Source organism: Kitasatospora sp. NPDC056184, from assembly GCF_042268405.1.
Lineage (GTDB): Bacteria > Actinomycetota > Actinomycetes > Streptomycetales > Streptomycetaceae > Kitasatospora.
On sequence record NZ_JBHJUI010000018.1, the window covers coordinates 63160 to 88058 of the forward strand.

Annotated in this window: 15 protein-coding genes; 5 read left to right on the top strand and 10 right to left on the bottom strand. The window is 71.6% G+C overall.

Annotation, left to right across the window (positions count from 1 at the left end; genetic code table 11):
- Nucleotides 1–552 precede the first annotated feature (552 nt).
- From ACFC0B_RS29420 to ACFC0B_RS29435, 4 genes are all read right to left on the bottom strand, one after another.
- On the bottom strand, nt 553–2130 hold the full coding sequence (locus tag ACFC0B_RS29420; protein WP_376092327.1) for a S41 family peptidase: 1578 nt from the start codon (nt 2128–2130) through the stop codon (nt 553–555).
- Nucleotides 2127–3698, bottom strand: coding sequence for a hypothetical protein (locus ACFC0B_RS29425; RefSeq protein WP_376092330.1), 1572 nt, complete (start codon nt 3696–3698; stop codon nt 2127–2129). Before ACFC0B_RS29425 ends, ACFC0B_RS29420 begins: the two co-directional genes overlap by 4 nt.
- On the bottom strand, nt 3698–4468 hold the full coding sequence (locus ACFC0B_RS29430; protein ID WP_376092333.1) for a hypothetical protein: 771 nt from the start codon (nt 4466–4468) through the stop codon (nt 3698–3700). Before ACFC0B_RS29430 ends, ACFC0B_RS29425 begins: the two co-directional genes overlap by 1 nt.
- Nucleotides 4469–4601: 133 nt before the next feature.
- The gene (locus tag ACFC0B_RS29435) at nt 4602–5111 is read right to left on the bottom strand and encodes a GNAT family N-acetyltransferase (RefSeq protein WP_376092336.1); all 510 of its coding nucleotides are present in this window, start codon (nt 5109–5111) and stop codon (nt 4602–4604) included.
- 106 nt (nt 5112–5217) lie between these two features.
- On the opposite strand from ACFC0B_RS29435, the gene ACFC0B_RS29440 reads away from it, so the two are divergent.
- Nucleotides 5218–5769, top strand: a complete 552-nt coding sequence (locus ACFC0B_RS29440; protein ID WP_376092339.1) for a hypothetical protein — start codon at nt 5218–5220, stop codon at nt 5767–5769.
- Here ACFC0B_RS29440 and ACFC0B_RS29445 read toward each other — a convergent pair.
- Together ACFC0B_RS29445 and ACFC0B_RS29450 are read right to left on the bottom strand one after the other, a co-directional pair.
- Complete coding sequence (locus tag ACFC0B_RS29445) at nt 5738–6907, bottom strand: methyltransferase domain-containing protein (RefSeq protein ID WP_376092342.1); 1170 nt, start codon at nt 6905–6907, stop codon at nt 5738–5740. The two genes, ACFC0B_RS29440 and ACFC0B_RS29445, sit on opposite strands and share 32 nt — an antisense overlap.
- A gap of 313 nt (nt 6908–7220) precedes the next feature.
- Nucleotides 7221–7691 carry a hypothetical protein gene (locus ACFC0B_RS29450; protein WP_376092345.1) on the bottom strand — a complete coding sequence of 157 codons (471 nt, stop codon included), beginning with the start codon at nt 7689–7691 and terminating at the stop codon, nt 7221–7223.
- A 375-nt stretch (nt 7692–8066) separates the two neighbouring features.
- Here ACFC0B_RS29450 and ACFC0B_RS29455 point away from each other — a divergent pair, with 375 nt between their 5' ends.
- Both ACFC0B_RS29455 and ACFC0B_RS29460 read left to right on the top strand, forming a co-directional pair.
- The gene (locus ACFC0B_RS29455; protein ID WP_376092348.1) at nt 8067–8675 is read left to right on the top strand and encodes a DUF2975 domain-containing protein; all 609 of its coding nucleotides are present in this window, start codon (nt 8067–8069) and stop codon (nt 8673–8675) included.
- On the top strand, nt 8675–8932 hold the full coding sequence (locus ACFC0B_RS29460) for a helix-turn-helix domain-containing protein (protein WP_376092351.1): 258 nt from the start codon (nt 8675–8677) through the stop codon (nt 8930–8932). Before ACFC0B_RS29455 ends, ACFC0B_RS29460 begins: the two co-directional genes overlap by 1 nt.
- 177 nt (nt 8933–9109) lie before the next feature.
- Here ACFC0B_RS29460 and ACFC0B_RS29465 read toward each other — a convergent pair whose 3' ends face one another.
- Nucleotides 9110–9814, bottom strand: a complete 705-nt coding sequence (locus ACFC0B_RS29465; protein WP_376092353.1) for a hypothetical protein — start codon at nt 9812–9814, stop codon at nt 9110–9112.
- Nucleotides 9815–10033: 219 nt separating this feature from the next.
- Here ACFC0B_RS29465 and ACFC0B_RS29470 point away from each other — a divergent pair, with 219 nt between their 5' ends.
- Nucleotides 10034–11524, top strand: coding sequence for a glycoside hydrolase (locus ACFC0B_RS29470; protein ID WP_376092356.1), 1491 nt, complete (start codon nt 10034–10036; stop codon nt 11522–11524).
- Between the two features lie 150 nt (nt 11525–11674).
- Here the strand turns inward: ACFC0B_RS29470 and ACFC0B_RS29475 are convergent, their stop codons facing one another.
- Nucleotides 11675–12391: a hypothetical protein gene (locus ACFC0B_RS29475; RefSeq protein WP_376092359.1), complete on the bottom strand. Its 717-nt coding sequence runs from the start codon at nt 12389–12391 to the stop codon at nt 11675–11677.
- 285 nt (nt 12392–12676) lie between these two features.
- Complete coding sequence (locus tag ACFC0B_RS29480) at nt 12677–17077, bottom strand: LamG-like jellyroll fold domain-containing protein (RefSeq protein WP_376092362.1); 4401 nt, start codon at nt 17075–17077, stop codon at nt 12677–12679.
- A gap of 354 nt (nt 17078–17431) precedes the next feature.
- On the opposite strand from ACFC0B_RS29480, the gene ACFC0B_RS29485 reads away from it, so the two are divergent.
- Nucleotides 17432–24328 carry an RHS repeat-associated core domain-containing protein gene (locus ACFC0B_RS29485; protein ID WP_376092365.1) on the top strand — a complete coding sequence of 2299 codons (6897 nt, stop codon included), beginning with the start codon at nt 17432–17434 and terminating at the stop codon, nt 24326–24328.
- A gap of 294 nt (nt 24329–24622) precedes the next feature.
- Here ACFC0B_RS29485 and ACFC0B_RS29490 read toward each other — a convergent pair whose 3' ends face one another.
- Entirely contained in the window at nt 24623–24808 is a 186-nt protein-coding gene (locus ACFC0B_RS29490; RefSeq protein WP_376092533.1) for a hypothetical protein, read from the bottom strand.
- Between the last annotated feature and the right edge of the window lie 91 nt (nt 24809–24899).

The window sequence follows — 24899 nt, forward strand, 5'->3', positions numbered from 1 at the left end:
TTGACATGTGAACGGGGCTGCCGCTATCCGGGCGGACTGCTGTGGCCTGAGTGGCTTCGGAGGGTGATCGCCCGGTCGCGCAGCGCGCCGGTGGGGCGGCGCCGTTTCCCGTGGAGATCGCACACGGTGGAACTCGCCTTTATGCCATGGAAGCTGACGCAGTATCGGATCCGGCGGACCGATGGGGCGCCGACGGATCGTCCGCCCGCCGGCCGCGCGCCGCCTCCCGCCCCGCGGTGGTCGGCGGCTCGACGGGAACTCGCTGACCACCGGGGAGTCGGCGCCGTCCGCCCGGCCGGGGAGGGGCGGTCCGGCGCGGAGGGCGGGGCCGCCCTCGACGCGGTGCGCGGAAGCCTCGCGGTTTCCTCGCGGGGGGTTCCGGAAGTCGGCGGGTGACGCGGTGCTTCGGGAGCGAAGCACCCACCGGAATCGCCGCGGTGCCCGATTCCGGGAATCCGCCCTTGCACGCCGTCGCAGGCCACCCCTCCGGGGTTCGCGCGCCACGCGGTCGACCCATGGCCCGACACGTCCCGAGCGGCGGGCCCCGGGGTCTCAGGACAGCAGCGCGGCGGCGGCCGCCAGCAGGTCCTGGTTGTGGCCCAGGACGTCGCGCCTGGTCAAGCGGTGGAGCGGGTCCGCCGCGACGCCGAAGTCCTCCAGCGGGACACCGGCGTTGCCTCCGGCCCGGGTGGCGCGGCGCAGGGCGACCCGGAAGCCGGCGCCGCGCGGCAGCGGGCCCGGCAGATCGGGCAGCCAGACGCTCAGCAGCTCGTACGTCCAGACGTTGGCGCCGCCCGCGCCGGTGGTCGCGGCGGTCCCGAGGACGGGCCCGAGCCCGTTGTCCGCGAAGCCGGCGGCGAAGATGTCCGCGGCCGAGTAGGTCAGCGCGTCGACGATCAGCACCTTGGGCCCCGGGTAGCGCGGCAGCCCGTCGGCGACCGCCTCCGGGTCGGTGAGCGGGAACGCCTGTGAGTACGGCTCGCCGCTCTCCACCGCGTCCCGGATCGAGCGCGCCCACGGGCGGAAGGCCGGATTGGCGCGGGCCAGGGCGAGCGCGGTGCGGGTGGTCGGCAGCGCGAACCTGACCGGGTCGACGGGGCCCGCGCCCAGCACCCGCAGGGCGGCCTCGGCGGCCAGGATGTTGCCGCCCGGGTTGCCGCGGACGTCGACGATCAGGCCGTCCGCCGGCGCGGCCGCCGCGAGCGCCGCCACCTGCTCGGCGAACCGCCGCGCGCTCGCCACGTTGAACGAGAAGACGCGCAGGTACCCGTACGGGCGGCGGCCGCGGGTCCTGCGGTAGGCGAGGACGTCCCGGGGCGCCCGCGCGGCCGAACGGCGGGCCGGGGGCGGCGCGAACAGCGCGCGCTTGGCCTGGCGGGTCGCCTCGTTGCCCGCGTCGATGCCGAGGTGGGTGCCGAGCGTGGGCACCGGGTCCTGGTGCCGCCCCTGGCGTCGGTCGGCGGCGCGCACCCGCCACGGCACCCGGGTCTCGCCCAGCCGACCGTCCGGCGTGCGGTAGGTGAGCAGGACCCAGCGCTCGTCGGGCGGGGGAGCGGTCCGCAGCGGGCGCAGCGTCAGCGACTCCAGCCCGCGGGCGAGGCGCGCGTCCGGGCTGCAGCCCACCTGGGCGGCCGCACTGCGCTCGATGGCCCGCTCCACCGGGACCCCGTTCCACAGCTCCAGCTCGACGCCCGCGTCGAAGTCCGCGTGCCGCAGCGCGTCGTCGATCCGGGAGACCGGGTAGTGCGGCACGCCGTCCTCGTCCCGGTAGGTCTCCACCAGGAAGCCGAGCACGGCGACCTGCCCCCGGTACGGGTCGGGGAGCTGGTAGCCGGTGTGCAGATCGCGCAGGTCCCGGAAGACGGCGGCGAGTTCGCCGTGGAACTGGAGCTCGCTGAGGTCGGGCACCCGCCGCTCCAGCAGCCGCAGCCGCTGGACCGGGTCGGTGGCGTAGCGCGCCCGCTTGAGCGGGAGGTGGACGTACAGCTCCTCGACCAGGACCCGGGCGGCGGCCAGCAGCCGGTAGCGGTCGGCGAGCGGCAGCGGGTCGGCGGCGGCCCGGGCCAGGAAGACGTCCAGCCCGGTGGAGTCCGGCAGCGCGCGGACCGGGGCCAGGACCCGCGGGCTCACGGGTAGCGCGCCTTCAGGCGCTGGAGTTCGGGGATCCCGCTGCGGTCCACGGCGGCGAGGAAGGCGGCGTCGTGGGTCAGCGCGTCCGGCTCCGGGACGACCAGTCCGGCCGGGAGGTCGTCGGTGCCGGCCAGCGCGGCCGCCTCGCCCTCGGGCATGTCGCCGAACAGGGCGAGCGGCGCGTCGGGGTCGTCGAGCGGACCGCCCCAGGCCGCCAGCGCGTCCTGGGCGTCGTGCCAGGCGGCCCGCGGGTCCTGGCGGACCCTGGCCAGCGCCCGCTTGACCGCGGGCCAGTCCGGGCCGTCCAGGGCCACCCGGCGGCGCAGCCCGGGCGCGGGCTCGATCGCGCCGGCGGCCGGGGCCCCGGCGGCGGTCATCAGCGCCCGCGTCCCGTAGCGCGGCCGGCCCCGGACGACCACCAGCAGGACGTGGCGCTCGGTCGCGTCGATGACGGCGCGGTACACGTCCTGGCCGGGCTCGCGGCGCTCCAGCACCAGCAGGTCGGCGGCGCTGCCGGCCGCCAGGCGTCCCACCTGCGGCCCCCAGGCGGTGGCCAGCGCGTCGCCGGGGTTGGCGGTGACGAGGTCGCACAGGCCGCGGTCGTCGAAGTGGCCGCCCAGCTCGTGCTGGTTGAGGCCGTCGGCCACCTTGAGCTCGCCCAGCACGTGCTTGGTCCCCGAGGGCGACCAGTCGGAGCCGAGTGCGATCCGCAGCCCCTGCGCGGCGGCCGCGACCACGTCCGTCGTCTCGCGGTAGAGCCAGAGATTGGAGAACGGCGACCACACCACGGTGCCCCGCTCGGCCGGGTCCACCGCCGTCACGGCGCCCTGCCAGGCGGCGAACTCGGCGGGCGTGAGCGCGGTGCCGTGCACGCCGACCAGGCCCGGCCGCAGGCACGGCGCGAGGTCCGCGAACTCGCGGTGGACGTGCGACACCGGTCTGGCCGGGTCCGGCTCCGCGGCGCGCCGCCCCTCCGCGACGTGGTAGATCAGCACCCGGGTGCCGTCGAGCTTCGGCGCCGTCTCCTCGCGCAGCACCTCGGCGTCCTGCTGGAGCGCCGAGGTCAGCACCACGTCGCGCCCCGCCGGCAGCTTCTCGGTGTCGACGATCCGCACCGGCCCGCCGTCCAGCGGACGGGTCGAGCGCGGCGCGCCCTGGACCGAGGTCGTCCCGCCGACCAGCGCCTTCACCGCGACGTACGCGAGCAGTTCCGCGGGCGCGGCGTGGCCGAGCACCTTGGCGGGCCAGGTGACGGTGCTCGCGTAGTCGGGCGCGTGCCGCTCGTCCACCCAGCGGTCGTGGTGCAGGTACGGGACGCCGACCGCCTCCCAGAGCGGCAGCGTGTGGTAGGCGAGGTGGCCGTGCAGGTCCACCAGGCCGGGCAGGACCAGCGCGCCCGTCGCGGTGAGGTCGACCACCGGGGCGGAGCCGAACCCGGTGGGGGCCGGCTGTCCGGCGGGCTGGACGGCGTCCAGGCGGCCGTCGTCGCCCACGTACACCGCGCCGGGGTCCAGGACGCGGTGCTGCTCGTCGAAGGTGACGACGGTGCCGCGCAGGACGAGCGCCATCAGTCCGGCGCCTTCCAGACCAGCGTGTGCCCGTCGTCCGGGGTCGGGCGGCCGACCGAGTTCTGCAGCCCCGTGCCCTTGGCGCGCACCCACGCGTCGTCCCCCAGGAAGGCCGGCGCGCCGAACGGCAGGTCGCGGCGGGGGATCGGACGGTAGTCGGCCTCCTCGAAGGCGTCACCGTAGTTCGGGCCGGTGCTGTCGCCGTCCTCGTCCGGCCCGACGACGGCGCGCAGCGTGGTGACCGCCGCGCGCCAGCCGTTCAGCAGCGCCACCGGGTCGTGGCTGGACGGGTGCGGCACCTTCACCAGCACCGCCTGCTGCGGCCGGCCGTCCCAGAGCCGCACCGCCTCCTGCGCCATGAACCCCATCGCCACCACGGCCTGCAGGGCCGGGCCGACCGCGGAGGTGAACACCTCGTTGCGCCACTGCAGTTGGGCGGGATCCGCGAGCCGCTCCTTCATCGCCTCGGCCCGCGAGGGGTGCACCGCGTACGCCCACCCGTTGAGGCAGACGTAGGACCGGGTCAGGCCCAGCTTCCCCAGGAACCCCTGCACCCGCTGCCCCGCGTCGCCGACCAGGCTGCGCCCGGCGATCCGCTCGGTCGGCCCCGGATCCGAGGCCACCACCAGCACCCGCGCCGAGCCGTCCAGCCGCCCCCGGTAGAAGACCGGCCCCCAGTCGAACCAGAACGCCTGCGCGTCGGGCGGGTCGGGCACCCGCCCGAACAGCTCCGCGAGCACGTCGGAAGGCCCCCGGTCGAAGTCCGCCATCGCGCACCACCTCCTCAGCGGCGGCCACCCGGGCACCGGCGCTCACGGGGCACGTCGGCCGTTGCGGTGGCCCTCCCAATGCACCACACCACCCCCGCCCCCGCAAACGGGGCCCCGCCGCCGGGGCGCGGGCTCAGCGCAGGTCGGTGCGCGGGTCGAGGGCCCAGTGGTGGGAGCGCAGGACCCGGTCGCCGAAGGGGGTGTCCCGCTCGCCCAGCAGCCGGAAGCCCAGGCTGCGGCAAATGCCGTTGGACGGGCCGTTGGTCGTCGCCGGGTACGCGTGGACGAGGCCCCACCGGCCGTCCTCGCGGGCCTGCTCCAGCAGTGCGCGAACCGCCCGCTTGCCGAGACCCCGGCCCTGGAACTCCGGCAGGACCATCCACCCGATCTCGGAGGTCCGCTCCCCGCCGTCCCCGTCCAACCACAGGTTCACGGTCCCGGCGACCACCTCCGGCCGCGCCGGGTCGGGCACGATCATCCTGATCCAGTCCGTGCCCGCCGCCACCCGCTCGATGTCGCGGCCGACCCGGGCCGCCATGCCCTCCCGGGGCTGCGGCCCGCCCAACTCGGCCATCATGACCGGGTCGCACCGCATCCGGACGTACGCGTCGACGTCGCCGTACCCGACCTCGCGAAGCAGCATCCGTGATCACCCTTCACTCGTGGCAGCGCGTGTGTTCCTTCGATCATGGCCGATTTCGCGAGCGCGGGGCAGACGGCCGGGAGGCGGATACCTACGCTGGGCGTCCATGTCCACCCCCACATCGGCGACCAGGCGTGCGCGCCTCGTCGCGGCACTGATGCTGTTCCTCGGCCTGATGGGCTTCGGCGGGCAGGCCTTCGCCGCGTCCGACCCCGCGCCGCCGTACTTCGCGCTGAGCGTCGACGACACGACGCTCACCCCGGGCCAGGGCGCCACGCTGTCCGTGACCTTCACCAACCGCCAGGCCACCCCGGTGACCTTCCTCTACGCCACGGTGTTCGCCTCCGAGTGGGGCTCGCCGCCCTCCACGGCGGTCCACCGGGAGATCACCGGATGCTCCGGCGCGAGCTGGTGCGACTTCGGGCCCACGAGCGTCCGTTTCAACCTGGTCGCACCGTCGGTTCCCATCGCCCCCGGAGACAGCCGCACCGTGACCCTGCCCTTCCGGTTCACCGCGGATTCGGACTGCACCGCCGGGGCCCTCGTGGGCTTCCACGTCTACTACTTCTACTACGAGTACGCCCAGGGCACCTACCAGGGCGGTGAGCTCCCCAACCCGCCCGCCGTCAGCTCCCTGGTCTGCCCGCCCGCACCGTAGCGCCGCGGCCGTCGGGGGCGGGCGCGCCGGAAGGCCAGCGCACGCCCCCGTGCGGGTCGTTCAGCCAGGCGAACTGGCCCTCCCCGGTGACGGTGAGCCCGTAGGCGCCCGGCTCCGGGCGGCCGAGCGACTCCCACTGCGACCAGGCGAGCAGCACCTCGTCGCCGATCCGCCGTGCACCGCCCTGCCGGAGGACGGTCCGGCCGCCGTCCACGGCCGAGAAGGACGCCCAGGAGGCGGCGCCGTCGTGGACCCGGACGGTCGCGCCGTGCTCGTCGTGGCCGGTGGCGAGCACCGCGTCGGGGACGGCCACCCGCAGCGCGAACCGCAGGTCCCGGTCGTCGTGCAGCGGGGCCGGGTCCCGGGCGACGAGCTCGCGCACGTCGGCCGGCCCCCGCCGCTGGGCCGGGAACGCCGCCGGCACGGGGTCGTTGCGGTCCGCCATGAACCGGCCGAGGCCCCGCACCCGGCCGGACGCGCTGCGCCCGTCCTCGGCGACGGTGAGCGCGACGTGCCCCAGCCGGCCCCACGGGTGGACGATCCGCCCGCCCGGCCGGGTGGCCTCGATCCAGGTCCACGGCACGCGCTCGACGGCGTACGCGGCGATCACCCGGTCGAAGCGTCCGCCGTCGGGCGGGGTGGTGGTGGCGTCGGCGGTCAGGACCTCGACGCCCAGGCCGACGGTCGCCAGCCGGTCGCGGGCGAACGCGGCGAGCTCCGGGTCGATCTCGGTGGACACCACCCGGCCCGGTCCGGCGCGCCAGGCGGCGAGCGCGGCGTTCCAGCCCTGCCCGCCGCCGACGTCCCACACCCGGTGTCCGGGCTCCAGACGCAGTGAGTCCAGCATGTCCACCACCACGCCCTGGGCGGACAGGCTGGAGGACGGCTGCCCGCCGGAGACCTGGGTGACGGCGGGCGCGTCCTGGCTCCCGTACAGCTCCTCGGCCCAGCCCTCCGGGTCCGTCCGCCGGTCCACGGGGACGTACGCGTGGCCGTCCCGGCGCCACAGCAGCGTCGGCGCGAAGAGGTCCCGGGGCAGCTCGGACACGGCCTCGCGCAGCCACGGGGACCGCTCGGGCCAGTCCCCGCGCGCGTCCATCGCCTCGTCGAGCGACGCCCGCCGCTTCGCCAGATCCACGCGCCCATCCTCGCCGCCGGGCCCGCGCGGCGGCAGAGGAGTGCGGAAGCGCGCCCGGGGCGTGCGGGCAGGCGGCCGCCGTCGGGAGTGGGAAGTCGGCCGGTCCGACGTCCCACTCAGGGCGGTGCTCACCGCGTGTGCTGCCCGCGGCCCTCGGACGGCGCCGGGGTGGAGGTCCGGACGTCGAGGGGGCCTCGGTGACGGAACGGGGCCGGTCGATCCGTACGGCAACGGATCGACCGGCCCCGCCGGGCCGGGGCCGGGAGGTGTGCGCCTCCAGGCCCCGGGGTTCACGGGTTCACGCGCGCTCGGGTCAGCAGGGGACCGGGGTGCTGACGGAGACCGGGGCCGGGAACCAACCGAACTTGGCCACGCTGAAGGTGCCGCTGACGACGTTGTTGCACGGGACGGTGCTGCTCGGGCCGTTGACGGTGACCGTGCTCGCGAGGAAGTTCACGTTCTGGTTGACCGAGCCCAGCGAGGCGCCGCCGACGACCTGGCCGGAGATCGTGGTGGAGAGGCTCTGCCACTGCGGCGGGAAGTCGGGGCTCGGCGGGCCGGCCAGCGCGATGCGGCCGAGGAACTGGACGTTGGTGCCGTTGATCGCGGCGCAGACCTGGGTCATCAGACCGCTCTGCAGCGACCACGGGCTACAGGTCTCGCTGACCGCGGTCGTGGTGGCGGTACTGGCGGTGGCGGCCTGGGCGGGGACGGCCATCAGCATGCCGGCGGCGGCGGTGCCGGCCGCGACCAGGGTCAGCCCCTTGATCGAACGTCGGTTCATCGGGTGTGCTCCTTCACTTGTGGTGCCCGGCGTGGGGACCTCGCCGGGGTGGGTAATGCATTGGACATGTGCAATGTCACATGTCCAATGGCTTCAGTGTGGCTCAGGTTTGAATGCTGTGTTGGAGCATTCGGGCGGAAACGATGATCAAGACCGGAAAATAACCTTGGATGGCCAGATCGCATCGTGATCTCCGGTGATTGACGAGGGCTCAGTTATCAGGCTCGACGGGCGTGGTGGTGAATGGGGGGTGTCTTGATTGTGTGTAACTTGTGGGTAACGTGTGTCCGCTGGGGGGTCGATGGATGCACTTGACCGGGCGCGCACCCTTATCGATAATCGGCATATCGTTAATCGATAAGAGCGGGGGATGGAATGTCTCTGACCGACCGGTGGCGCAAGGCCGACTGGCTGGGCGAGATGCAGACGGCGGTGGTGGTGTGCCTGGCGGGGGCGGGGCTCGCGGTCGCGGTGCCCGTCGCGAGAGCCGTCTTCGGGGACGGCCCCGTGATCGTCCGGCTGACGGCCGACTCGGCGGCGGGGTTCACGGGAAGTGTCGGGGGACTGCCCGACGGTGCTGCGATCACCCCGGAATCGGTCGTCGACGTACACGTCGCCGATCCCAGCGTTCACCAACGGATCGCCGAGCTGCTGACCTCCCTGCCCACCCTGGTCGTGCTCGCCGCCGTGCTCGCCCTGCTGCTGCACATCGTCCGCGAAGCCCGCCGCGGCGACCCGTTCGCCGCGCACACCGTCCAGGACCTTCGCGCGCTCGGGCTGGTCACCGCGCTCGCGGGGTCCGGCGCCGTCGTGGTGGAGAGTCTCGCGGCACTGGACCTCTCCTCCACCCTCACGCCCGGAGCGGGGTTCGCGGTGTGGGAACTCCCGGTCGGCTGGCTGCTGGCCGGGGTCGGGTTCCTGGCGATCGCCGAGGTGCTCCGCCGCGGCGTGGCGATGCGCGACGAGCTGGCGGCGGTGATCTGATGCCGCCCGAACAGGAGCACCGGGTCGACATCCACCTGGACCGGCTGCTGGCCGAACGCGGGCTGACCCTGACGGAACTGGCCGACCGGGTGGGCCTGACCCTGGCGAACCTGTCCGTGCTCAAGAACGGCCGGGCGCGCGCGATCCGGTTCAGCACCCTCACAGCACTGTGCGACGTCCTCGACTGCCGGCCCGGAGACCTGCTCAGCGTGTCGGGCAGGCCCGGGGACCGGGCGGGGGAAGAGCCTGGGCACTGAGCGCCGCCGGGAGCGCCGGGCGACTCGCCTCCGGCCGCCCGGCCGGGTCCTGGCCGGTACCTGCCCGTCCGATCCGCGGGCATCCCGCGGGCGGGCCACCGACAGCCGGGTTCCGCAGGGGTTGGGGGAGTGGGAAGTCGGGCCGGCCGACTTCCCACTCCGTTCACAGCCGGGCCGTCACGGGAGGGCGCCGTCCCGGACGATCACGGTGGCGGCCGCGGTCATGAACAGCCAGCCGAGGACCGGGACGGCCAGGAGGGCGGCGAGCGGCAGCTCCATCGTGATGAGGGTGAGGCAGCCGAGCATGGCGGAGACGGCGGTGAAACCGCCCATGGCGGCGGCGAAGGAGCCTGCCCGCCCGCCCGCCCGTGACCAGGCCAGGCCCTGGATCGTGAGGGCCGCTCCCAGGCCGGCCAGGAGGGCCACCTTGAGGGAGGACAGCCAGGGCGTGCCCGCGTTGCCGGTGCGCTCCCCCTGGGTGGAGACCTCGGCCACCCGTCCCCGGTAGATCGTCAGGTCCACGTCCGTGCCGACCTTCACGGCGCCGTAGAAGTCCCGGTTCACCTCGTAGCGGTGTCCGCGGCCCGACTCGCGCGCCACCGTCACGAGGTAGGTGGTTCCGTCGCCCTCCACGGTGTACCGGTTCGTCACCTTGCCGGTCTCGCGTCGCACGCAGTCCGTACCGGGGGTGTGCTCCGCCGTGTCGCACACCGGTGCGGAGCGGTAGGCGACCGCCGCGTCGTTGGCGTCGAGGAACCAGCGGAAGCCGAGAACGGTGGTGGCCAGTCCGGCCGCGAGGAGCAGGCCCGGCACCAGCGCGCGGGCGAGCGCCCCGGAGAGCCGGGACCGGGTCGGCTTCGCGTCCATGATCAGAGCGTTCATCGCAACCCCCGTCGATCGTGTCCACGGGCACCTCCCCGGTGCCCCATAGGGATGGTTCCAGGGGGTGGCCGGGAGGGGCAGAGCACGAACGTTCCTGTAGCGAAGTTGTGGATGTTCGGCTCACGGAGGGGTCTGGTCACGCATCCGGCGGTGGTGCAGACTGGGCGTTGCTTCGTACGCATCCCACTCCGGATGTGTCGTTTCTGTCGAGGGGGCTAGATGGAACGTCGTACGGTTCTGCGTGGTCTGGTGGGCCTGCCGATCGGGGCGATGGCGGTCGTCTCCGCCGCCCAACCGGCCTGGGCGGACTACTCCGTGACGGTGAAGCCCGGGACCCAATGGGGGACTTGGGAGGGGTGGGGCACCTCGCTGGCCTGGTGGGCGAACCAGCTCGGCCCCCGGGAGGACCTCGCCGACGTGCTGTTCAGCCGGAAGACCGTCCAGTTCCTGGGGCAGGCGGTGCCGGGGCTGGGCATGAACGTGGTCCGCTACAACGCCGGCGCCTCGGGGACGAACAGCATCGGCGGCCGGACGATGCAGCCCGTGGCCGCGCTGGACGGTTTCAAGAACATCGAGGGCTACCAGCTCGACTGGTACTCGGCCGACCCGGGCTCGTCCAGCTGGAACTGGAACGCCGACGCGCACCAGCGGGACATGATGTGGCTGGCCCGGGACCGCGGCGCCGACACGTTCGAGCTCTTCAGCAACTCGCCGATGTGGTGGATGCTGACGAACGACGATCCGCGCGGAGCGGCGGACGGCTACGCCTGCAACCTGCGGGCCGACAACTTCGGCCGCCACGCCGCCTACCTGGCGACGGTGGCCCGGTACGCCCACGACCACTGGGGCATCGACTTCACCTCCGTCCAGCCGGTCAACGAGCCGGGGGCCAAGTGGGGCGGATACGCGCCGGATCAAACCGGCGGGCAGGAGGGCTGCCACTTCGACCGGGCCCAGGTGGCCGAGCTCATCCGGCTGACCCGCGGTCAACTGGACGCGCGCGGCCTGCAGTGGATGATGGTGTCGGGCCTCGACGACTGGGGCGTCGGCGCCGCCGTCCACAACTGGACGAACAACTCCGACTTCGACGCCGCCACCCGTGCCGCCGTGGGGCGGGTGAACGTCCACGGCTACGAGTTCGACGGCGACCGCGACGCCCTGTACTGGGCCGTGGCGGCGGACGGCAAGAACATCTGGATGTCCGAGTACGGCGACGAGGACGCCAGCGGCCTGAAGCTCGCTCGGAACCTCAACTTCGACCTGCGCTGGCTGCACCCCACGGCGTGGGTCGTCTGGCAGATCCTCGACTGGGAGAGCTACGGACCGATCACCCTCACCAGCGGCGTGATCAAGTCGGTCAACCCGAAGTACTACGTGCTCGCCCAGTACATGCGGCACATCCGCCCGGGCATGACGATCATCGACGCGGGCCACCCCGACGCCGTCGCGGCCTACGACCCGGTGAACCACAAGCTGGTCATCGTCGCCGTGAACTACACGGAAGGGCAGTGGATCAGCTTCGACCTGTCCCGCTTCAGCAGCCTCGGGCAGGACGGCTCCGTGATCCCGCGCTGGGCCACCGGAACCGACGCCGGCGGCGAGCGCTACCAGCACTACCCCGCGGACACCGTGCTGCACGGCAACGTGTTCTGGTCCTACTTCAACGCCCGCACCGTGCAGACCTTCGAGCTCTCGAACGTCCACCTGTAAGCGGCGGGGGCGGACCCGTCGTCCCCAGCGGCGTGGGAAGTCGGCCGAGCCGACTTCCCACGCCCACCGCCCGACAGCGCGCAGCTGTACGGCTCCCGCCGCACCGGTTGCCGGTTCGGCCGGCTTCCCGCGCGCGTGGTTCCGTGCGGGTCAGAAGTCCCAGGTGATCGCCGTGGCGGCGGCGGTGACGGTCAGCCAGAGGAGGATGGGGAGGGCCAGGAGGAGGGCGGTCGGCATCGGCAGGGACACGAAGGCGAGAGAGGTGGTGAGAGCGACCACGAAGGCGGCTCCGCCGACGGCGGCGAAGCGGGCCGGCCCCGGGCCCAGCCGCGACCAGGTCAGCCCGTGGGTGGTGAGTGCCGATCCCAGGGCGATCAGGAGGGGGACTCCGAGGGAGACGAGGTAGGACACGTCCTGGTTGTCCACGCGGTGCCCTTCGTAGGTGAGCGCGGCCACCCGCCCCCGGAAGACTGTCAGGTCCACGTCCGCGCCGATCCGCACCCTGTCGTAGAAGGCCTCGGAGACCTCGTAGCCCCGCGCTGGGCGCGCCTTGCGCGCCACGGTCACGGTGTGACCGCCTTCCGGATTGGCCGCGCCGGGACCGGCGCCGGGGTGGGCGTTCTTGGCCGTCACGGTGCCCGTCTCGTGCCGCACGCAGTCCGCGCCGGGCGCGTGCGCCGCCGCCCCGCACACCGGGGCGTTGCGGTAGGCGTGGATCCGTATGTCGGCCTCGGCGAACCAGAGGAAGCCGAGAGCGGTGGTGGCCAGGCCTGCCAGGACGAGCAGGACCTGCGGCAGTGAGAGGTCGGCCGCTCCGGAGAAGCGGAGCCGACCCGGCGGTTTCGTCCTCGTGGTCCGGGTGTTCATGGCAACCCCCTGAGAGTGCCGTCGACGGGCACCTCCCCGATGCCCAGGACGGGTGCTCCCAGTGAAGCAGCCAACAGGGGAGCGGGCGGCCAATTCCGCGGCGAAGCCGCGGATTTCGGCCCCGAGGTGTCCACGGGGGCGCGCCCACGAGCACGAGGGCGGACGGCTGCGGGTCGGCCGAGCCCGTTCTGGCCGGCGGGCCCGTCGGATCGGTGGTGGACACGGGCCGGGCCCCCGCCGCGGGGGTGCGGCGGGGGCCCGGTTGGTGGGTGGGTGTGGCGGGGGTCAGGTGGTGGGGTTGAGGGTCCAGCGCTGGTTGGCCCCGGCGTTGCAGTCCCAGATGCCCAGGCGTGTGCCGTTGGTGGTGTTCCATCCGGGCAGTTCGAGGCAGCGGTTGGAGTGGGGGTTGTAGAGGCTGTTGTCGGCGCGGCGCAGCCACTTCTGGCCGCCCTTGAGGTTGTCGCAGTCGGCGAGGACGGCGGGGGTGCCGTTGGCGGTGCCCTCGTCGCGGACGGTGACGCACTTGTTCTGGATGATCAGGGCGTGGTTGTCGGTGTTGAACTTGAACTGCTGGTTGGGGCCGGCCCAGCAGTCCCAGACGCCGATCTCGGTTCCGCCGCCGAGGTTGTCGAGGCACTTGCCGGCGTTGAGGGCACTGTTGACGGAGATGGCGGTGTTGCTGATGGCGAGGTTGCTGACCTGCGGGTCGGTGAGGGCGTAGGGGTAGGCGCGAACGTCGCTGATGGAGCCGTTGAAACCCTTGTCGTCGGGCCGGAAGACGGTGGTCTCGGCGCCGATGGTGAGGGGGCCGCCGCTGTACCAGGGCTTGGGGTTGTGGACGGCGTTGGCGGCGCGTCCGTTGACGTAGAGCGTCATGGTGGAGCTCTGGGCGTTGTAGGTGCCCACGAGGTGGGTCCACCGGCCTACCTGTGCTTGTGCGGCGGGGGATCCGCCGGCGACGTAGTAGGTGCCGGTGTTGATCCGGTCCTCCTCGGGGGCGGTGAAGGCCCAGGTGCCGGTGGCGGCGGAGTAGTGGAGGTAGAACGGACTCCGTTCGTTGCCCCTGATCGAGAGCACCGTCTCGTAGTCCGTGGCGCTGTCGAGCCTGACCCAGGCGGCGACGCTGTAGCTGCGGCGGGTGTCGATGCCGGGGGCCTGGGAGGCGCGGTAGTAGCTGCCGCCGTCGAGGGCAGTCGCGTTGTTGGCGGTGGCGTTGCGGTCGGCGGTGAAGACGGGGTTGCCGCTGCGGGTCAGCGGATTGGTGGCGCTGCTGTCCGTCACGGGTGCGCCGGGGTCGGGGCGCAGGGTGTTCTGGCGGTCGAGGGTGTACCAGTCGGGGGTGACGCGGGTGTTGGCGACCGCCACGGGTCCGACGTCCCAGGTCATGCCGGGGTTGGCGGCGTCTCCGGTGCGGTGGCCCCACCAGATCTGGATGTCGCCGGAGTGCTTGTTGACGCCCCACAGGGCGGGAGCGCCGTTGCCGAGGAGGTCGCCGTCGGAGCCGAGGGCGGGCCAGGAGTCGAGGGGGACGTTGCCGATGCGCTTGGTGGCGGCGATGCCGGTCAGGGTCGGGACGACGAGGGGGTTGCCGTTCTCGTCGAGGACGGGGTCGCCGAAGTCGGGGTCGACGACGTTGAGGGTGCCGGGGGTGAAGGTGTAGGCGGTCAGGTCACCCGAGGTGGCGGAGGTTCCGAGCGGGCGCAGGTCACGGGCCCACAGGCCGGGGCGGGTCTGGCTCGCCCAGTCGCCGGGGGTGATGAGCTCCTTGTCCTTCCAGCCGCCGGCGGCGAGGCGCACGGGCTGGCCGAGCCGATTGGTGGTGGTGGCGGGGAAGAACCACAGGGCGGCGTCGCTGCCGTCGCTGTTGGCCTCGACGGTCACCAGTCCGGTCTTGTTCTTGAACTCGAGCTTGATGTCGAGGTCGGTGTGGGCGGGGTCGCCGAGGGCGGCGACGCGCAGGGTGCGTGACCAGGTGCCGGCGTAGCCGGTGCAGTAGGCGGAGTCGTTGGGGGGTGTCACGCAGGCCGGGCGGCCGAGCGCGAGCTTGCTGTCGTAGCGGCCGACGGAGCGGCTGTTGCCGGGGTTGCCGTAGACGTAGAGGTTGGGGTCGTCCTTGACGTGGACGAACAGGTCGTCGACGTGCTTGCCGCCGGTGAGCGCGCCGCGGTGGCTGTACTGGATGGAGTCGGTGGCCCAGGTCTGCAGGTTCGGGGTGTCGGCGGGCCGCGCGGCGAGCGCGGCGGTGGGGCTCTTGGCGTTGGTATTGCCGGGGATGCTGTAGGTGCGCAGGTTGCCGGCCTGGTCGGCGGTGAGGATGTCGGCGGCGCCGTCGCCGGTGACGTCGCCGAAGACGGGCTGCGGGCCGTCGGGGTTCCAGGGGACGTAGAAGGCGTACGGGACGATGGGGGAGACGTTGCCGGCGTTGTCCTGGACCTGGATGTGGAGGAGGTTGGTGCCCCAAGCGGTGGGGGTGACGGGAATGCCGCCCGGGGGCATGTTGCTTCCGCACCGCCAGGATGCCCCCTCGAGGAGGGGGTCCGAGCCCCAGCGGGCGCAGACGACGCCGGAGGCCTGGCCACCCGAAGGGGTCGGGTCGACGGCGGTGTAGGGGACGTAGCCCTCCTGGTGGAGGCGCACCTTGGTGGTCTGCCCGTTGCCGGAGGGCGGGAACTGGGTGGCGAGCGCGTCGTCGGACAGCTGCTCGTAGAGCGAGGGGACCTGCAGGGTGGGCTGGGTGCGGTCGACGCCGAAGTGGCAGGTGGGGGTGGAGGCGGACATGGCGATCAGCTGGTCGCTGGCCATGATGCTGTAGCCGTAGACGTGGCCGTCCTTGAGGAGGCTGCCGGGGACGGGGAAGGCCGCGGTGCTGTTGTTGTCGACGAGGCTGCTGTATCCGTCGGCGCCGGGGGCACCGGGCAGCATGTAGTCCCAGATGTGGCTCCAGGAGTACAGGTTCTGCTGGACGGGGCTGCTTACGGTGGCGTTGAGGGTGACCCCGCTCAGGTTGGTTCCGGCGCCCAGCCAGCCCCAGCCGTTGCCGTCGCAGCCCTGGACGGTGCGGTCGGGCGAGACGGTGCGTGGCGCGGGGTAGGCGTAGGGGTTGGTGGGGATGTTGGGAGTACGGTCGTACTCGACGATGACGCTCGGCGTGTAGTCGAGGCGCTTGAAGGCGAGCTTGTCGCTCTCGTTGCCCTCGACGGTGAAGGTCAGGCTGGGGTTGGCGACCGCGTGCACGCGGTAGGCGTCGGTGACGTTGAACCTGAACTCGAGGGGGTTGGAGCAGCCCGGGTTTCCGGACCCGCCGACCCAGGCGGTGTCCCCGACCTGGCCGCCGTAGTGCTGGGGGGAGTTGTTCCAGGTGGTGCCGATGTCCATCGGCCGGTCCGTGAGGAACAGGTTGAGCGGGTACTGCTTGGTGCAGTCCCAGTTGGAGGACTTGGTCTGCGACATCGTCATGATGGCGTAGTTGATGTAGGCGCCGCCGAGAGTGCTGGTGTCGATCTTGAAGAATGCCCGCTCCAGGCCGGTCTTGACCTGGTAGTCCTGCAGCCCGACGCCGGGCCGGTTGTAGGGTTCCTGGGTCGAGGCCGTCTTCATGTAGTTACTGGTGTTGGGGTAGGCGGACTGGGTCCAGGTCCAGGCGTTGGCGATGGGGTGCTCGTAGATCCAGTCCGGGTCGATGAACCACGGTCCCTGGCCGTTGGCGAGGAGGTCCTGGTCGGGCGTGAGGGTCATGGTGCCCGCCGCGGTGCTGGTGGGCATGACCGACACCCGGGCGTTGCTGCCGGGGCCGTCGACGGTGCTGGTTACCGGGCCCTCCGGGTCGCCGGCGGCCACGGCCTCCCCGGTGGCGGACGCCGCCGGGGAAGCGGCACCGTTCTTCGCCGCGGCCGGGGAAGAGGGGGCGTCCTGCGAGAGTTGGGGAGCCTGGGCCGGGGCAGTGGTGGTGCTGTCCCACATCCGGGGAGCGGGGGCGTGCCAACGTACGGTGCCGTCCTCGGCGGCTGCCGTGAGGCTGTAGTCGGCGTTGGACGTCACGCTCACACCCGAGGTGGTCACGGGGAAGGTGACGGACCGCAGTGCCGGGTTCGCGGCCGCCTCGGCGGTCTTCACGACGAAGACGGTGCTGAGGCCGCCGAACTTGGTGGCGGTGGCCTTCAGGTCGATGCCGGGGGCGACCTCCGGGTAGAGCACGCCGTCGCCGTCCGCGTCGACGTTCCCCTGGGGCAGCGGGAAGGGTGAGTGGAGGGTGAGCTGCTTCCCGTCGGAGCTGGTGAGGGTCGCCAGCGCTCCGGGACCGCCGGCCGAGAGATGGACGCCGGCGCCGGCCGCCTTCGGGCGGAAGCCGCCTTGCGGGTCGGCGACCAGGGTCGCGTCGAGGTCTGCCCACACGCCGTCCTGCTTGACCCGCTGCTGCTCCAGGTGCTGCGTCTTCTGCAGGTGGCCCTGGGGGGTGGCGACGGTCTCGCTGAAGTCGTCGGTCAGTGATTCGACCGGTACCGCCACGCCGGTGGCCTTCGCCTTCTCGATCGCCTTCTCGGCGTCCGTCGCGGGCGGGCGTATCTTCGCCTGTTCGGCGTCCGCCTCGGCCATCACCTCGGCCAGGCTCTTGGTCCCCGGCGGGGAGTCGGCGAGCGCGACGGGCGCCGGAAGGCCGGCGCACAGGACGAGTCCGAGGCCAAGCACGGACAGGCGCAGGGCAACGGCCCGCGTTCGGCGCCGGGCGGGGCGTGGTCTGGGGAATGTGGGCACGGCGAAGCCTTCCCGACGAAGGGAGATGAGGTGCGGACGCGGCCGGGGCTGGCGCTGAGCACAGGACAGACGCAACCTGTCTTGATCTCTGATGCACCGTCAATAGTTCGTCCACATCGACGGGTTGATCTAACATCAGTTAATACCATTTGTTGGTCAAGTGATTTGAATCACACCCCTTGGGTCTCTGTCGATTCCTCGACATCGGATGTAGACGACCCGTAGGGTCGGCTGGCCTTTGATCAACTCGCCGTGTCCCCGGGCGCGGTCACCAAGTGGAGGGTGACGGTGTTCTCTCACCGTGCTCGCTCGGCCCGCACCCGGGCCGCGAAGTTGCGACGCTCGCGAACCGCCCTGCTCGCCACCCTGGCGGTCGTCGGCTCACTCGTGGTGCCCGCCGGGGGAGTGGCCTTCGCCGCGGCCCCGGACTACCACCGCGTCTGGTCGCCGCCGAACACGCCCCTGCCGGGCACCGCCTCGGTCACCGGCAAGAACGCCGAGGCTCCCTCGCGGTCGGCCGCGAAGACGGAGCCGGCCAAGCCCGCCGAGGACAGGAGCGGTCGCACCGCCCCCTCCGGCACAGCGACACTCGACCTCGCATCGACCTCCGCCGCCGAAGCGACCACCACGCTCAGGGAAGTGGCCGCAGCGCCCGCCACCAAGGCCGGCGACCTGCCGGTGTGGGTGTCCTCCATAGCCGGCGGCGACGCCCCCTCGCCCGAACGGCGCGCCGACACGACGAGCGGTCAGGCGAAGAACCCGAAGGTCAACGTCACGGTCGCCGACGCCGCCACCACCGAGGCTGCGGGCGTCAGCGGAGCTCTCGTCGCCCTCTCCCTCGCCGACCAGCACCCCGCGACCACTGCGCGCGTCGGCCTCGACCCGGCCGCCCTCGCCCCCGCCTACGGCGGCGACTGGGCCACTCGCGCGACCCTGGTCGCCCTGCCCGCCTGTGCGCTCACCAGCCCCGGCGCCGAGCAGTGCCGCACCCGTACCCCCGTCGCCTCGCACTACGACCCGCAGACCGACCGGCTTGTCGCCGACGTCGACCTGCCCGCCGCTCAGAGCACCACCTCGCCCTTCGCGAAGACCGCGACCGCCTCCGCGCAGGACTCCAGCACCATCGCGCCGGCGATCGTCCTCGCCCTGCAGGGAACCACCGGCGGAAGCGCCGGCACCTACAGCGCTACCAGCCTCAACCCCAGCCAGGGCTGGGCCGCCGGTGGCTCGTCCGGCTCCTTCATGTACAACTACCCCGTCCAGATGCCCCCCAGCCTGGGCGGCGGCGTCCCGCAGATCGGCCTCTCCTACGACTCCGCGTCCGTCGACGGCAAGACCTCCGCGACCAACTCCCAGGCCTCCTGGATCGGCGAGGGCTGGGACCTCGGCTCCGGCTTCGTCGAACGCTCCTACCAGCCCTGCTCGAAGGCCGGCATCGCCAACTCCGGTGACCAGTGCTGGGCCGGCGCCAACCTGACGATGTCGCTCGTCGGCCACTCAGGTCAGCTCATCCCCAACGACGGCTCCTGCGACACCACCGACCCGCGCACCGAGCTGTCCAACTGCACCTGGCGCCTGCAGTCCGACGACGGCACCAAGGTCCAGTTCCTCACCGGAGCCGACAACGGCACCTGGAACGGCTCCTACCTCAAGGTCACCGACACCGCCGGCACCGCCTACTACTTCGGCCTCAACCACCTCCCCTCCGCCCAGGGCACCCCCACCAGCACCGGCCCCGAGACCCGCTCCGCATGGACCGTCCCCGTCTTCTCCCCCAAGCCCGGCGACCCCTGCTACGACCCCGCCAAGGGCAACGCCTCCTGGTGCCGCAGCGCCTGGCGCTGGAACCTCGACCAGATCGTCGACCCCCACGGCAATCTCACCACCTTCACCTACGCCCCCGAGACCAACCACTACGCGCTCGGCGCGGGCCAGAACCACGGCACCGGCACCAACACCCCCTACACCCGCGCCGGCAGCCTGCAGTCCATCGCCTACGGCCAGCTCCTGTCCGACCAGCTCGCCGCCAACGGCAACCACCCCAGCGCCTCCCAGGTCGTCTTCGACACCGCCGAGCGCTGCCTCGCCGGCACCGACGCCTGTCGGCCCGAGCAGCGCACCGCCGCGAACGCCGGCAACTGGCCCGACGTCCCGGTCGACCAGCAGTGCTCCGCCACCGATCCGTGCGCCAACGCCGGCCCCAGCTACTGGACCACCCGATGGCTCACCACCATCACCACCAAGGTCCGGGTCAAGGGCGAGTACCGCCCCGTCGACACCTACCAGTTGACCCACACCCTCGAAGACACTCACGACACCGGCGCCACCCCGCCCCGCGTCCCCTGGCTTTCCTCGATCCAGCGCACCGGACACAGCGCCGGCCAGCCCGACATAGCCCTCAAGCCGGTCACCTTCGCCGGCATGCTCCTACGGAACCGCGTCGACGGAACCGTCCCCGCCAGGTCCGACTTCTTCCGCCTCCGCATGGCGGCCATCACCACCGAGACCGGCGGCGCGATCCGCGTCGAGTACATCCGTCAGTCCTGCTCCCGCGTCGGCAACACCATGCCGGCCGCGCCGGACAACAACACCCTGGCCTGCTACAACGTCAAGTGGTACGAGCCCAACACCGGTGCCCCCGTCGACGACTGGTTCCTGCGTTACCCCGTCAGCACCGTCACCGTCGACCCCCGCGACTTCATCAAGGGCTCGATCGGCCAGACCACCACCTACACCTACGGCCCCGCCGCCTGGCACCGCAACGACGCCGAAGGCATCGACACCGCCGCCCGCACCTGGGACCAGTTCCGCGGCTTCGCCTCAGTGACAGCCGTCACCGGCGCCCCCAACCTCCCCGAAGAACCGCAGACCAAGACCGCCACCTACTACCACCAGGGCATGCACGGCGATTACGACGCCGTCGGCAACCCCCGCAACCGCACCCTCCAGGGCCCCACCAGCGGACCCGTCACCGACCATGACTGGCTGGTCGGCCAGGTCCTCGAATCCGACACCTACGCCGACGCCGCCGCCACCACCCCCACCGCCAGCAGCGTCAACACCAGCACCGAGCCTGGCGAGAGCGCGACCCACAGTCGAGGCCCCGGCCTGCCCGCCCTCAAGGCCCGCTACGCCGCGCCCGCCCAGAGCACCGTCACGGCCAGGGCGAAGAAGGCCGACGGCTCCTGGCGCACCACCACGGACACGACCTTCACCGACGTGAGCGCCCCCTACCGGCCCGCGAAGGTGCTGCAGCAGGCTGACGGCACCCCCGACGTGTGCGTGCGCTCCACCTACGCCGCAGGCCCGTCCTCGCCGATCATCAACGCCGTCTCCCAGACCCTCACCGTCTCCGGGCCGAACGCCTGTGAGGCCACCCCCACCGCCGCGAACACCGTCTCCGGCGGCCGCACCCTCTACGACAACCAGCCCTTCGGCACGCTCGGCGCCACCGGGTCCGCCTCCAGCCTCCAGGTGCTGGAGAAGTACGACGCCAACGGCACCGCCCAGTGGACCACCACCGGAACCAGCGCCTACGACGCCTACGGCCGCCCCACCACCGTCACCGACCCCACCACCACCGACGCCGCCCACCCCAACGGCGCAGCCACCACCACCCTCTACACCTCCGGTGCGGCGGGAGAGCTGCCCGACAAGAACACCGTCGTCGCCCCCGCACCGGCCGGCACCCCCGAGGCGGCGACCGGCTGGACCTCCACCGTCACCCTCGACCCGACGCGTTCCCTGCCGCTGACCACCACTGACCTCAACGGCCGCACCGTCACCCAGACCTACGACGCCCTCGGGCGCCTGACGGCCGTCTGGCAGGCCGGTCGTACCGCCCCCGAGCCCGCCGACTACAAGTTCACCTACCAGCTCAACAACGACACGGCCTCCTCCATCACGACCGAGACTCTGCGTTCCAACAAGAGCTACCACCGGTCCATCCAGATCCTGGACGGCCAGGCCCGTGTCGTGCAGACGCAGAGCGACCCGGCGAGCTCCGCCTACGCGGGCCGGATGGTCACCGACACCTTCTACGACACCCACGGCCGTCCCGCCGCCACCAACAACACGTACTACAACAGCCTCAACCCGCCGACCACCCTTCGGTTCGAGCCCGACAGCTCGAAGGTCCCCAGCCAGACCCGCAACGTCTACGACGGCATGGGCCGCGTGATCGCAGGCCAGTCCCTCGCGTACGGCGCCCTGCAGACCACCACCGCCACCGCCTACCCCGGCGCCGACCGTGTCGACGTCACCCCGCCGCCCGGCGGCCGGGCCACCACCACCGTCAGCGACTCGCGCGGACGCGCCCTGCAGCTGTGGCAGTACCGCACGCCCGCCCCCACCGGCAACCCCGCCGACGCGGACGTCACCTCCTACACCTACTCCCAGCTGGGCACCGAGACCTCCCGCAAGGACGCCGCCGGCAACACCTGGACCTACGTCTACGACCAGCGCGGCCGCCGCACCACCACCAACGACCCCGACGCCGGCACCAGCACCGTCACCTACGACGCCGCCGGACGCGTCGCCACCACCACCGACGCTCGCGGCCAGAGCATCGTCTCCACCTACGACCTGCTCGGCCGCCGCACCGGCACCTACAAGGACTCCGCCACTCCGGCGAACCGGCTCACCGGCAACACCTACGACACCGTCGCCAAGGGCAAGCCCGCCACCTCCACCCGCTACGTCGGCGGCCAGGGCGGCGCGGCCTACACCACCGCGATCACCGCGATGGACACCGCCTACCGGCCCACCAAGAGCACCGTCACTATCCCCGGCAGCGAGGTCGGAAAGGCCGATCCGCTCACGTTCACCTACCAGGCCGTCTTCGACCCCATCACCGGTGCGCCCACCAAGCAGGGCCTGCCCGCCGCCGGCGACCTGTTCGCCGAGGTGGTGACCTACAACTACGAGGTCTACGGCCTCCTCCACGACATCGGCGGACTCGGCGGCGTCGCCTACGACGTCCAGTCCGACTACGACGCCTACGGCCGCACCATCCGCTCCACGATGAACCCGTACGGCACCCAGATCGTCACCACCAACACCTTCGACGAACCGACCGGCCGCCAGATCAACCAGTTCGTCGACAAGCAGACGGCCACCACCGGCACCGTCCAGCACACCACCTACGCCTACAACCAGGTCGGCCGCATCACGGCGATCCGGACCATCCCCAACAACACTCCCTCCGCCACCGACCTGCAGTGCTTCAGCTACGACTACCTCGGCCGCCTCACCACGGCCTGGAGCGACACCGGGCGCCTCAACCAGGACCCCAGCCCCGCCGTCGGCGGCCAAGGCCGCTGCGCCAACGCCACGCCGACCAGCGGTGCCCAGGCCCCGGCCACCACGACCGTCGGTGGATCCGCCCCCTACTGGCAGAGCTACCAGTACGACCTGACCGGCAACCGCACGGGCATGGTCGCCCACAACCCCGGCGGTGACACCTCCAAGGACGTCACCACCACCCAGACCTTCCCGGCTCCCGGAACCAGCAACCTCCCCACCACCGCACCCGGCACCGGAGGCGGCACCGGCGGCCCGCACGCCCTGCTCACCTCCACCAACCGCGTCGGCACCAACACCCCGACCACCAGCACCACCCAGTACGACGCGGCCGGTCACACCACGGCCGTGACCGACACCGCCGGCACCACCACCCTCACCTGGAACGGCGAGGACCGGCTCGAGTCCCTCAACAGCACCAGCGCCGGCACCACCACCTACGTCTACGACGCCGACGGCAACCAGCTGGTCCGCCGCAACCCCGGCAAGACCACCATCAACCTCGCCAACGGCGACGAACTCGTCTACAACACCGCCACCAAGACCCTCACGGCCTCCCGCTACTACTCCGTCCCGGGCGGCATCACCCTGGTGCGCCAGGGCGGCAACGAACTCACCTACCAGTTCTCCGACCACCACGGCAGCAACACCCTGGCCATCAACGCCAGGACCCTGACCGAGAGCCGCCGCCCGACCGATCCCTTCGGCAACTCCCGCGGCACCCAGCCCTCCATCTGGGCCGGCGACCACGGCTTCGTCAACGGAACCAAGGACGACGTCACCGGCCTCACCAACCTCGGCGCACGCCAGTACCAACCCACCACCGGCCGCTTCCTCAGCCTCGACCCCGTCCTTGACACCGGCGACCCCCAGCAGTGGAACGGCTACGCCTACTCCGAGAACGACCCGATCAACAAGTCCGACCCCAGCGGCCTGCGCTCAGAGGAATGCGGCACCCTCTACCAGTGCGGTCCCGGCGGCCGTATCACCATGAGCAACACGGCGGAGACCTCGACCTGGGTGGACGGGTTCACTCCGAAGCCGTTCGATGGAACCCCCTACCAGGCGACTGGCGACACAGGCGGCGTCACCAGTGGCGGCAGTGGCACCACCGGTAATGGGAGTGGTGGAACTCCTGCCCCGGTGAACGGGAGCGCCAAAAAGGCTGACGACGCCAAGACGAAGGTCGTGAACGCCGGCAAGAAGCTCGCCAAGATCGTCTCCGACGAACTGGGTATCACCGACGCCATCGACTGTGTCACCACTGGGGACCTCGGCTCCTGTGGTGAAACCGCCCTCAACGTCGTGACCAGCATGTTCAGCGGCGGCCCCCTGACGAAGCTTCTCGCAAAGTACGCCTTCCGCTGGGGCAAGGCCTACGAACTCGCCAAGACGCTCAAGACGCTCGCTGGCGAACTCTTCGACGGCCTCAAGACTTGGCGTCGCGAATCCAAGGCAGCGAAGGAAGCCGAGCAGCTTCTAGTCATTGGCGCTGGCAAGGTTAAGACTGGCAATGTGCGCGGCGATGTTCTTGTGCAAGGTGGAACACTCAAGGGGAATGTGGATGGCGATGTGGTGATAATAGAGGGTGGGACCATGGTGGGAAATGCGCGCACCGTTATTCAGATTGGTAATAATAATATGGCCGGCAAGGTGGGCCCGGCTGGTTCCAATACATTCATCGGAGACGCCAAAAATATCGTGCAAATCAATCGACTTGAGCCTTTCGGTCAGGAGGCGCCTGCGAATCTCATGTATTACAATACTGTCGATGGTGTAGCCAATGATGGTTATATTCTGCAGGTGGGTGAGATGGGGAGTATGCATGGCTATGCCGTCGTGGATAAGGCTGCCGCTGCTGTGCAGCGTTCCAAGAGTGGCTGATATGGTGCTCGGATTCTCCAGCGATTGGCATTCAGTGGATTGGTGGTCGCATTTCCCGTATACCTCCTAGCGGGTACCTTGGTTATAAATTTAAAGGAGCGGGATTGGCGGCCCAGGGTTGTGAGGCGAGATGCTTGCCTGAGAAAGGTGTTCTTCCGTGCGGACCCCTAGACTGGATAATTTGGCCCGCCGCGCCCTTCATTCCCACTGGTCATCGGCCCAATACGTAGGTACCCAGGTCCACAGGTCGGCGGTGTCCGCGTGGCGGACCTTCGGGGCGGTCCAGCCCAAGGTCTACTTCATCGGCCGGAACGTGTGCTCCAGGTTGAATCTGCGGAAGGATAACTGCCACCAGCGGTGCTCGGTCGTCGGCGCGGCGTCGGCGGCCGAACACCACATCCAGATCGGCTTCGGGCCGCGATCGGCCTGGGCGTGGGAGAGGTGGGCGATGTCGTAGCTGGAGTCCATGACGACCAGCATCTGCGGATTGAAGTTCCACCCTGCGGTTGGACACTCTCCGTCAACGCTGCGAGGCCGTGACCTTGCCGGTGCCGCTGGCGAGTCTCGAGTG

What these genes read in the sequence shown, in the direction of transcription:
- ACFC0B_RS29465 (WP_376092353.1), bottom strand. Translation starts at nt 9,814, where the DNA reads ATGAACGCTCTGATCATGGACGCGAAGCCGACCCGGTCCCGGCTCTCC.
- ACFC0B_RS29425 (WP_376092330.1), bottom strand. Translation starts at nt 3,698, where the DNA reads ATGGCGCTCGTCCTGCGCGGCACCGTCGTCACCTTCGACGAGCAGCAC.
- ACFC0B_RS29475 (WP_376092359.1), bottom strand. Translation starts at nt 12,391, where the DNA reads ATGAACACCCGGACCACGAGGACGAAACCGCCGGGTCGGCTCCGCTTC.
- ACFC0B_RS29455 (WP_376092348.1), top strand. Translation starts at nt 8,067, where the DNA reads ATGTCTCTGACCGACCGGTGGCGCAAGGCCGACTGGCTGGGCGAGATG.
- ACFC0B_RS29450 (WP_376092345.1), bottom strand. Translation starts at nt 7,691, where the DNA reads ATGAACCGACGTTCGATCAAGGGGCTGACCCTGGTCGCGGCCGGCACC.
- ACFC0B_RS29440 (WP_376092339.1), top strand. Translation starts at nt 5,218, where the DNA reads ATGTCCACCCCCACATCGGCGACCAGGCGTGCGCGCCTCGTCGCGGCA.
- ACFC0B_RS29490 (WP_376092533.1), bottom strand. Translation starts at nt 24,808, where the DNA reads ATGCTGGTCGTCATGGACTCCAGCTACGACATCGCCCACCTCTCCCAC.
- ACFC0B_RS29430 (WP_376092333.1), bottom strand. Translation starts at nt 4,468, where the DNA reads ATGGCGGACTTCGACCGGGGGCCTTCCGACGTGCTCGCGGAGCTGTTC.
- ACFC0B_RS29460 (WP_376092351.1), top strand. Translation starts at nt 8,675, where the DNA reads ATGCCGCCCGAACAGGAGCACCGGGTCGACATCCACCTGGACCGGCTG.
- ACFC0B_RS29435 (WP_376092336.1), bottom strand. Translation starts at nt 5,111, where the DNA reads ATGCTGCTTCGCGAGGTCGGGTACGGCGACGTCGACGCGTACGTCCGG.
- ACFC0B_RS29470 (WP_376092356.1), top strand. Translation starts at nt 10,034, where the DNA reads ATGGAACGTCGTACGGTTCTGCGTGGTCTGGTGGGCCTGCCGATCGGG.